Raw genomic sequence first — 9250 nt, forward strand, 5'->3', positions numbered from 1 at the left:
GATCTCCAGAAAGTGTTGTCCTGAAACTTTTACGGCATCAGTTGGTCGAGAAGTTCAGTGGTGAAGATGCGATGTGGATCCCAGCGCGCAAGCGTCTCGACGGCCGAGTCCCATTTCGGGTACGACGCCGGAATTCGCGTGCGCAGTGTGTCGGTGTCCAGCCACGCTCCATCATTTGTATGGCCCCACCGTTTAGCCCACTCGGCGCGAACCACTCCGCGCTCAGCGGGAAACTCCACGAAGTACGTGCGCTCGAGTTCACGGTAGAACTCGCTCTGGTGCGGGGTGTCGGGCAACGTGAGGGTGTCCAACCAGATGGCGGTGTCCCACTCTGGATGACCCGGGACGGCTGTTGCCGCACTGAGCGCGGGAGCGTCAGCATTTGGTCCATATTCCATCGCCGAATCAACGCCTGTCACACGTATTTCGACACCACTGTTGATGGGAAACATTCCCCGTCGACGGTAGTCGTCCAACATCGCGGTGTAGTGGCTGGTGAATTCGTGCACTACTGCCTGCACCTCGGATCGCCGCGTCACGATGACGTGGCTACCCGCAGTGACGCGCAGGGTCGTCGGCTTCACGAAGTGCAAGAAGTGACTCGCCGGGCCCCACATGTCCCGAGCAAATGTCACATCCAATCCGGTGGAGGTCGCCAGCGCAACAGCAGCATTGAATGCCGGTGCCACCTCGGCATGACCTTCGACCAGATTTCCGAGTAGCTGCGGTACAGGGGTGGGCAGATTGTCGGCGAACAGATAGTTGAACGGACCCAGTGTGCGCCGCGACGTGAAAGGCTTGTTCGCACTGCGGGTCCACACCTGCACCCACGGCTTGTCGGTGAAGGCATACCAGATCACGCCAACCCGTCCCGATGCGTCGATCAGCTTGCTCAACGAACGATTCGTGACCTTGTCAGGCTTCGCGAACAGCTCCGATATCGGAATATTGGTGAAGTTCTGGCAACGAAGCATGTATGCGGGAACAGTTTTGAGCGTCACCTCGGTAATGAAGGCTCGCCCGAGGTGCGTGAGAAACGCAGCGCAGTCGGTGTCCGTGCGATCGAAAGTGCGCTCGACGTAGGACCCGGACTTCGCGTCCCAGACCACTGCGGTGAGCGAGGAGACCAGATTGCTCATCGACCCCCAGATCGTTCCGGGTTTACCCAGCTCGTCCAGCGACGGGATCGCCGTACCGTGCCCACCGACCGCGAGGACACCGCCAACTGTCACATCGCCGGGAGCTGGTGCCGCAGTGAGGCTTCGTCCGTTCGATTCAATGAAGCGCAGTAGCTTCTCCATAGACGCGCCTGCCTGGACCCGCACCGTCTCGGCATCTGCCATCGACATGGCGGTGAGCTTCGAGGTGGTGTCCACGAGGAGGACTTTTTTGTTGCCCGCCGTACCCGGTGCAACCGTCAACGGCGACCACGTATGTCGATGTCCTTGCGGCCGAATCGTGTATCCAGCAGAGTGCGCCCAGTTCACCAGCGCGACAACATCAGTCGCGTTACGCGGTACTGCCGTCCACAACTGGTCAGCAACTATGGCGCCGTCCCAATTCTCGAATCGCGCACGACGCAAAGGAATTGATCCTGGATAGCCGGTAAGTACCTCGTCGGCGTGCGCAGGAGATTCGAAGCCCGCGAAGAGCAGCAGGCCGGCAGCAGCAGCAGCCGAACCGGTGAGAAATGTCCGTCGATCAAGGGACCGCATGACGCGAAGTCCTCACTTCCTTGCATGAGAGTCTGGGGCGTAGGCGCGCCCATGGTTCAGGCAACGCAGCGGGGTGCGAATTCTCCGCCCCGCTGCGCGGCACAACACCGTCCGGAGACGGTGTTGTGCCGCTCGAAGATCAGCGGCGGGTCGAGGAGCAGAACGTCAGAATGTCCTTGACGGTCGGAACCTGATGGAAGACAACGTCGTTGACCGTGTAGACCGGCACCTGGAGAATGTCCTGGAACAGAAGCTGCAGCACATCGTACGGCTTGGCAGTGAACGTCAGGATCGCGGTCAGCATTGCCACGTTCCTGCGCAGCGCCGATGCGATGTCCGTCCCATGATCCGCGAAGTTGGCGTTCAGCCACTTGAGCGTGGCCAGCGGGCCGCTGCACACCGGGATGAGAGCGAGCGCCTCGTCGTGGCTCGGTGCCCACACGCCGTCGCCTGCAACCGCAGAGATCGTGGGGGTCTGCCCCGCCGCGTCGCTTGCGGGTGCCGCGATGGCAGCCGGCGCGACACCGAGAGTAAGTACTGCGGCAATCGAAACTGCTACCGCTGAGCGTCGAATCGCTGATTTCATTGTTTATGCCCTTTCGCGACATTGCCGTTCCGAGAACATCCGCCGCCCGTAGTCCGCTTCCACACAGGCGCGAACCGGGCAATGGGTGCCCATGGGTGAGATCGAGTACTGCATTCTGACGCTAAAACCAACCAAAAGATTGTTTTGTAGCGCATGAGCAATCTATCGGTCGTTTCCGACTGAGCGTTACTGTATGTCACGCTGACTGGGGCTGCAACTGATAGCAGGATCACCAAAACATGCGCAGACAATCGTGCCGCTCCGAATCCGGCGGCAGATCACGGTCCCTCGAAATTGGGGAAATACGTTGCAGGTCAGAGTAATCGAGATATCAGAACCCGCGCGTCGGCGCAATTCGTCCAACCTTCACAATCGGCACTTTGCGGACCGGTGTCACTCAGAAACGCGCGGAAGATGTGAACGAGACTTGAACAGAATCAATACAAGGCAGGCGAGTGCGACTGCCGCACCGAAGAGAAGGGTCGCGGTATAGGTCAGCGCCGGAATACTTTCCGACAGCATCGCCAGCAACGCAGGCACTGCAAACCCGATGTAGGTGATCGAGTAGAACACCGCAGTCAGTCCTGCCAGATCGTCCGGCCCCGCGATTCGCTGGATCTCCAGCAACCCGGACACCAATGCCATGCCGTACCCGCAACCAAGGATCGCTGCAGCCACGATCGCGATCGCCACGGTCAGCGTCGACGCAACCAGAGCAGCGCCGGCCATACCGACCACCAGAAACACCAGAGCCACAACGGCGCCGCGCGCACTGCGGTCGGTATCGATCTTGCGTCCCAACGACTGAATCGCGAATCCGCATGTCAGCGCGACCATGCACAGCAAAGCCGAAAAGGCCACGGGCGCATCGCCACTGTGCCCGGTCATGAGCGCCGGAATAACTGCATACGCGACACTGGCAGCACCGAACACCCACGGCGCCAACGGAACAACGACGTAGAGGAATCTGCGATGACCTGCGGAGGGGATCTTGAGGTCGTCGATCAACCTGCGACGGTCGGATTTCGCCTGTGCCGGTCGTGTTTCGGGCGCACGCCACAGCGCTACGGCGGCGAGGACGGTGATCGCGATGTGCAGCACGTACGCCAACACACTCGGCATGGGCGCCCATTGCGCCAAGATTCCCGCAGCACCCGCCCCCAAGGCGAAGCCCGCGGTCAGACTCATCGCCGCTCGCCTAGCACCTGCGCCTTCCGAAGCCGTCGAATCCCAAGGTTGCGTGGACAACTCCTTGACCCAGGAGCCGCCGACTGCCATACCGATACCCAAGGCGATGCCACAGAGGATTCTTCCCAGGATGAGAGCAGCCGCGGAGTCCGCCCCGAAAGCGAGCAGCGTCGAACCGGCGATCGCGATGATCGGCGCGGGGAGCATGATCGGGCGTCGACCCAATCGATCGGAGAGCGGGCCGCCGAGCAGCAGGGCTGGCACGATTCCGACGACGTAGGTGAAGAGGAAGAAGTCGACCATCACTGGCGAATAGCCGTGGTCGAGTCGGTACATCACCAGCAGCGGCGTGAACTCGTTACCGCCCCACGCTGCGGCGAACATGCTGGCGGCAACGGTCAGCCACAGCCATTTTCCGCCGGTGCCACGTTCACTGCCTGGACGATGTTCGGCCGCGGTCCCAACGCCCATCGTTTGGGTGCTCATCACAGAGCGCCTTCGAAGCCGAGGCCGTGCACCTGGCGCATGTGTGTGAGTACGGCAGCGTTGTATCCGTCGGCATCGCCTGTTTCGACGAGGTCGGTCAGCGCGGTGTGATCGGCAAGGATGCGAGACAGTTGGCCGGGGTCGCGTGAGATCGACCGGGCTGTCATCCGTCGTTGCCTGTCGCGCAGACTCGCGTAGAACGAGTCGAGCAGTGGATTCCCACCCGCCGCGACGATCATCTTGTGAAAGTCGGCATCGATCGCGCTGAACGCGGCCACGTCCCCGCGATCAGCAATCTCACGTTGCTCGATCAGATTCGCACGCAACGCCTCGACAAGCGCTTCGCGTGCGTGAGGTCGGACCGACACCACTCGAACGCTCTGAGTCTCGACGAGCTGCCTGGCACTGACCACTTGTTCCGCTTCGCCGTCCGCGACCGGGACGATCAACGCCCCCTTCTTCGGATAGAGGCGCATCCAGCCTTCCGCTTCGAGTCGCAGAAATGCCTCACGCACCGGCGTTCGGCTCACACTGGTCCGTGCGGCGATGTCACCCTCACTGATCAACTCCCCTCCGGCGAGCTCGCCGGACAAGATCAGTTCCTTGACTTCGCGGAAGACGGTTTCGGAAGCGGAATACAACATAGACACAAGATGTATTTATACTCCACGCTGGCTCAACCCAGACATTCGGGTCACCGATCCGAACATCTCAGTCCAATGCGGCATCGGTCCAGTTAGCATTGCAAGGTGCGGGACAGAAGAGGAGTCGGTTCACGATGAGCGGTGCGTACCCCCGCCATCGCACACTGAAGCACCCATGACGTCGCAGATGAAGTCCATGAGGACACTGACCCGAGAGTGGTTGGTTCTTCCCGATCAATACGACCGCTTCACTCGCTATCTTCGCGATAACGGCCTCACTACTGCCACTCGGCTACTACTTGGCATCATTGTCATCGGGCTGGGAGTGTGCGCGCTACTCAACAGGTTCAGCCCTGCCGGTCCGACAAGCACGATTGCATTGTTCTTCAACACTGTTGTCGTGATCGCGTGCTTCATAGTCGGAGTCTCATGGTGGGTCTTCGGCCCCACAAAGCGTCGCTCGTTCGGTTTCGTGGTCTTCTGTGACATCGCAGTCACGATCTCCGTCGTCGGAGATTCCTCCCAGCTGGCACGATTGCTCACCTGCGTCATTTTTGCCCTGATCGGCATTTACATCGCCTACTTCCACAACCCGAAGTTGCAGATCGCGCACTTAGCTTTTTCGCTTCTTGTGATCGCGGTGGCTGCGCAGCCCATTCTGGTCGGGCCGAATCGAGATCCAGCCCTTGGTGTTTCGAAAGTACTGGTTGTCGTCACCGCGTTGGTGGTCTGCGCATTCATCTCGCAGATCGTGCTGACGATGCTCAGCGTGGATGCTTCGAGTTCCGACCTCGATCCTCTCACCGGCCTCTTGAACCGTCGTGGCCTCGACCGCCACGTCGAGAAGGTACTCGAGGGGTTCCAGCGTCAAGAATCGGCGGCACTACTCGTGATCGCGATCGACATCGACCGGTTCAAGACGATCAACGACGTCCACGGCCACGACGTCGGCGACCGCATAATTCTCCGGGTTTCACAGCGGTTGTCCGCCTGGGCACATGCCGATGCTGTTGTCGCGCGGGTCGGTGGCGACGAATTCGTCCTCGTACAACCACTTCCGGTCCCGGCAATCGGCCCGATGCTCGACTCGATCGGACCGGCAATGCACTCGAATGCCGACGAGATCCAGTCGACGTCAAGCATCGGAATCGCCGTACGCACCCACAAATTCGTCGCCGGCGAAGAACGTACGAGGGCATTCACGGACATGCAGAAAGTCGCTGATTCGGCGATGTACGAAAGCAAGAGACTCGGCGGCGGACGCGTTCACACGATCGTCACCACCGCGACCAGGTAGCCGCACGCGAAGTATCAGTAGTAGACCGGCCCCGGCACTCCCCCACCGACAGCCACTGCGTCGCCGGTGATTGCGATGCTCCGCGGCGATGCCAGGAAGGTCACGACGTCCGCTACCTCTTCGGCGTCGATGATCCGATGAATCGAGTTCGTCGCGATGCCCTCTTCCACCTGCGCCGGCGACTGGCCGGATTCTTCCGACTCGCGCGCGATCCGTGCGGTCAACCTTTCGGTTCGCGTAACCCCCGGATGGACGACGGTGACGTTGATTCCCTTGGGACCCAGCTCGTCTGCAAGATTCTTGGTCAGCGCCGACACACTGACGTTGCGGATCGTGTGGGCGATCGAGGTGGCCTGTCTGGCCCCCAAACCGCTGATGTTGATGATCCGGCCCCAACCCTGATCGATCAGATATGGCGCTACTGCGCGGGCAGTGCGCAGGTACCCCAGCACTTTGACGTCGATCTCTCCACGAACGACATCATCGGAGGACGCCTCCAAGTCGAACGATCGACCCGCACTGAACGGCGTCGCAGCCGAGTTGACCAGAATGTCGACGCCGCCGAATTCTTCGACTACCTGCCGCACCGACACCTGGACTGCATCGTCGTCACGCGTGTCGGTCGCAATACCGATTGCTCGGACTCCGAACTGCGAAGCCAAGTCTCGAGCAACGTTCACGACAGTCGATTCCGTGCGCGCGAGTATCGCAACATCAACCCCCTCAGCCGCGAGACCCCTGGCAATCGCAAGACCGATCCCCTTGCTCCCGCCGGCGACAATGGCACGTTTCCCAGAGAGGTGAAGATCCATGCCTGCGACACTATCCAACATGTAGTCCTCTAGCTCTACGAAGAGAACTCGGGGACAGCGCCAACACCAACTTGCGGGCGCCTCCGGGCCGGCCGACCTTTCCTCCACACCATCTTCCACCTCCTGCTCTTGCCGGTCGCGTCGGACATGAGGATCGCCTCGCCGGTCAAATTGACTTGTCCGGTAATCAAAGTCGCGCCGGTGACCCACCTGATCGACAGGAGTTGCGGGGTCCACGTCGACGGGCTCGTTGCTGCCCCAAAGCCAATCTTTTAGTCCCCATTGTGACAATTACCTAGAACGCCGACTGCGCCAGTCGGACCCGATCGAACGCGAAGGATTCGGTTCCGGATCAGCTTCGGACCGGAGGCGCCATCCTCGTGGTCACGGCGATGCGATTCCACGCATTGATTGTCAATATGACGCTGATGAGCCGGGCCAGTTCCTCGTCCGAGAATTCGCCGGCCGCCTCGCTGTACACCTCGTCCGGAACGAAACCATCGGTAAGGACTGTCACGGCTTCGGTCAAGGCAAGAGCGGCACGTTCGCGATCGGAGTACATCCCTCGCGCTTCTTCCCACGCGTTCAGTAGATAGAGCTTCTGCTCCGTCACACCGACCTTGCGAGCATCACGCGTGTGCATGTCCAAGCACCATGCGCAATGATTCAGCTGCGACGCGCGGGTGAGGACCAATTCGACAAGCGTCGGCTCCAGCCCCTGACGCGCAGCGGCATCCAACGCAATCATCGCCTTGTAGACCTCGGGCGCCAGCTTCGCAATGTCGATTCGTTGGCCTGTTGTTGTAGTCATACCTAAACCGTAAGCCCGAAAAGACCCCGAAACATGGTTCAATCCGGTGGTGAATTCATGGGCCAATCTTGGGTTCGATCTGCATGTCGAACTACCGCACGGAATTGGGGTTCGAGCCGCGTTGCTACAGACGCTTCGCGACGCGATCGACAGTGGGCTGTTGAAACCTGGCACCAGGCTTCCACCCTCCCGCACCCTGGCACTCGACCTCGGCGTCGCACGAAACACCGTTGCGGACTGCTATGCCGAGCTTGCTGCAGCTGGATGGCTCGTCACACGGCAGGGTTCGGGGACTGTAGTCGCTTCGCTCGCCGACGCACACATTCGCGGGACCGATCCGTCGCCGACAAGACCGCGCTTCACCTACAGCCTTCTCCCCGGATCGCCGGACGCGTCGGCGTTTCCCCGCGCTGCATGGATTTCATCCGCCAGGCGGGCGTTGACTGCCGCACCGAACGATGCCTTCGCCGCCACTGACCCCAGAGGCCGAGTCGAACTCCGAAACGCCCTCACCACCTATCTGAGCCGAGCCAGAGGAGTTCGCGTCGACCCGAGCCGCATTGTGATCAGCGCCAGCTCGGGTCACGGGATCTCCCTACTCGCCCGTGCCCTCGGCGGAGCGATTGCAGTCGATTCGTTCTGCCTTCATCTTCACCGGCAGCTACTTGTCGACGAAGGATTACGAACTGTTCCCATCTCGGTCGACGAATCTGGAACTTGCACAGACGAATTGGGATCAACGTCCACCCGCAGCGCGCTTCTGACTCCCACGCATCAGTTCCCTCTCGGTGGACCACTGACGCCGGCAAGGCGTGCAACCGCTGTCGAATGGGCCTCGAGCACGGGCAGCGTCATCATCGAGGACGACTACGACGGCGAATTCCGTTATGACAGAAAACCTGTCGGAGCACTCCAAGGCATCGCGCCGCAGCAGGTTGCCTACCTGGGCACTGTCAGCAAGACACTGTCGCCGGCGATTCGAATTGGGTGGATGGTGTTGCCGGACAGGCTGATCGAACCCGTTCTCGCAACAAAAGGACCTTACGAACGCTGGGTCAGTTCAACGGATCAATTGACGTTGGCAGACTTCATCGAGTCCGGAAGATTTGACAGCCATATTCGGAAGATGCGCGCCACTTACCGACGACGACGCGATCAACTGGTTGCGACGCTCGCTCAGAAAGTGCCCCACGTCCGGATCGAGGGGATCTCCGCGGGACTTCACGCTGTGATCCGACTGCCTTCCGGCAGCGAACAAGCCGTGCTTACTGCTGCTCAGACGTGCGATCTCAGCCTCGAAGGACTGTCCACCTTCCGACACCCCGACGTGGCGTCAGTCGGCGGTGACGGAATCGTCGTCGGATACAGCACGCCGACGCAGTCCCAGTACCCGAGGACGCTGGATGTGCTCTGCGAGGTGCTACAGACGGCGCTGCGATAGGAAGTAGCCCACGATTTTCCCGGTTCTCCCTGCCCCACTCTGTCTGCCTTTGCCCAGCCTTGATCGGGTGAACGGTACGTTGGGTCGGTCTGAGGCGACGGAAGTGCCGTTGGCTCGATGCGGGGGTGCCGGGGGTGTTGTGGGAACGAGAAAACCCCCCAACCATCACTGGTTGGGGGGCTTCTCTTAAATTGTGTTCGGCGGTGTCCTACTCTCCCACACCCTGTCGAGTGCAGTACCATCGGCGCTGAAGGGCTTAGCTTCCGGGTT

The 9250-nt window shown here is 60.7% G+C and carries 8 protein-coding genes; 2 read left to right on the top strand and 6 right to left on the bottom strand.

Annotated features, from left to right (window positions below):
• Window positions 1-29: 29 nt before the first annotated feature.
• From R4P65_RS18870 to R4P65_RS18885, 4 genes are all read right to left on the bottom strand, one after another.
• A complete protein-coding gene (locus R4P65_RS18870) occupies window positions 30-1715 on the bottom strand; it encodes a cholesterol oxidase substrate-binding domain-containing protein (RefSeq protein WP_317827674.1) in 1686 nt (561 codons plus the stop codon).
• 139 nt (window positions 1716-1854) lie between these two features.
• Entirely contained in the window at window positions 1855-2301 is a 447-nt protein-coding gene (locus tag R4P65_RS18875; RefSeq protein ID WP_317827675.1) for a hypothetical protein, read from the bottom strand.
• A gap of 393 nt (window positions 2302-2694) precedes the next feature.
• Window positions 2695-3975: an MFS transporter gene (locus R4P65_RS18880; protein WP_317827676.1), complete on the bottom strand. Its 1281-nt coding sequence runs from the start codon at window positions 3973-3975 to the stop codon at window positions 2695-2697.
• Window positions 3975-4619: a GntR family transcriptional regulator gene (locus R4P65_RS18885; RefSeq protein ID WP_230816806.1), complete on the bottom strand. Its 645-nt coding sequence runs from the start codon at window positions 4617-4619 to the stop codon at window positions 3975-3977. The genes R4P65_RS18880 and R4P65_RS18885 overlap by 1 nt, the downstream gene beginning before the upstream one ends.
• A gap of 175 nt (window positions 4620-4794) precedes the next feature.
• Between R4P65_RS18885 and R4P65_RS18890 the strand changes: the two genes are divergently transcribed.
• Window positions 4795-5916, top strand: a complete 1122-nt coding sequence (locus tag R4P65_RS18890; protein WP_317827677.1) for a GGDEF domain-containing protein — start codon at window positions 4795-4797, stop codon at window positions 5914-5916.
• Between the two features lie 14 nt (window positions 5917-5930).
• Here R4P65_RS18890 and R4P65_RS18895 read toward each other — a convergent pair whose 3' ends face one another.
• Both R4P65_RS18895 and R4P65_RS18900 read right to left on the bottom strand, forming a co-directional pair.
• Complete coding sequence (locus R4P65_RS18895) at window positions 5931-6728, bottom strand: SDR family NAD(P)-dependent oxidoreductase (protein ID WP_317827678.1); 798 nt, start codon at window positions 6726-6728, stop codon at window positions 5931-5933.
• A 352-nt stretch (window positions 6729-7080) separates the two neighbouring features.
• Window positions 7081-7539, bottom strand: a complete 459-nt coding sequence (locus tag R4P65_RS18900; protein WP_317827680.1) for a carboxymuconolactone decarboxylase family protein — start codon at window positions 7537-7539, stop codon at window positions 7081-7083.
• A gap of 49 nt (window positions 7540-7588) precedes the next feature.
• On the opposite strand from R4P65_RS18900, the gene R4P65_RS18905 reads away from it, so the two are divergent.
• A complete protein-coding gene (locus R4P65_RS18905) occupies window positions 7589-8980 on the top strand; it encodes a PLP-dependent aminotransferase family protein (protein ID WP_317827681.1) in 1392 nt (463 codons plus the stop codon).
• Window positions 8981-9250: the final 270 nt, after the last annotated feature.

This window comes from Rhodococcus sp. IEGM 1318, from assembly GCF_033142465.1.
Taxonomy (GTDB): domain Bacteria; phylum Actinomycetota; class Actinomycetes; order Mycobacteriales; family Mycobacteriaceae; genus Rhodococcus_F; species Rhodococcus_F qingshengii_B.

Coding starts and splice junctions, on each gene's coding strand:
- R4P65_RS18870 (WP_317827674.1), bottom strand. CDS start 1,715: ATGCGGTCCCTTGATCGACGGACATTTCTCACCGGTTCGGCTGCTGCT.
- R4P65_RS18875 (WP_317827675.1), bottom strand. CDS start 2,301: ATGAAATCAGCGATTCGACGCTCAGCGGTAGCAGTTTCGATTGCCGCA.
- R4P65_RS18895 (WP_317827678.1), bottom strand. CDS start 6,728: ATGGATCTTCACCTCTCTGGGAAACGTGCCATTGTCGCCGGCGGGAGC.
- R4P65_RS18880 (WP_317827676.1), bottom strand. CDS start 3,975: ATGAGCACCCAAACGATGGGCGTTGGGACCGCGGCCGAACATCGTCCA.
- R4P65_RS18900 (WP_317827680.1), bottom strand. CDS start 7,539: ATGACTACAACAACAGGCCAACGAATCGACATTGCGAAGCTGGCGCCC.
- R4P65_RS18885 (WP_230816806.1), bottom strand. CDS start 4,619: ATGTTGTATTCCGCTTCCGAAACCGTCTTCCGCGAAGTCAAGGAACTG.
- R4P65_RS18890 (WP_317827677.1), top strand. CDS start 4,795: ATGACGTCGCAGATGAAGTCCATGAGGACACTGACCCGAGAGTGGTTG.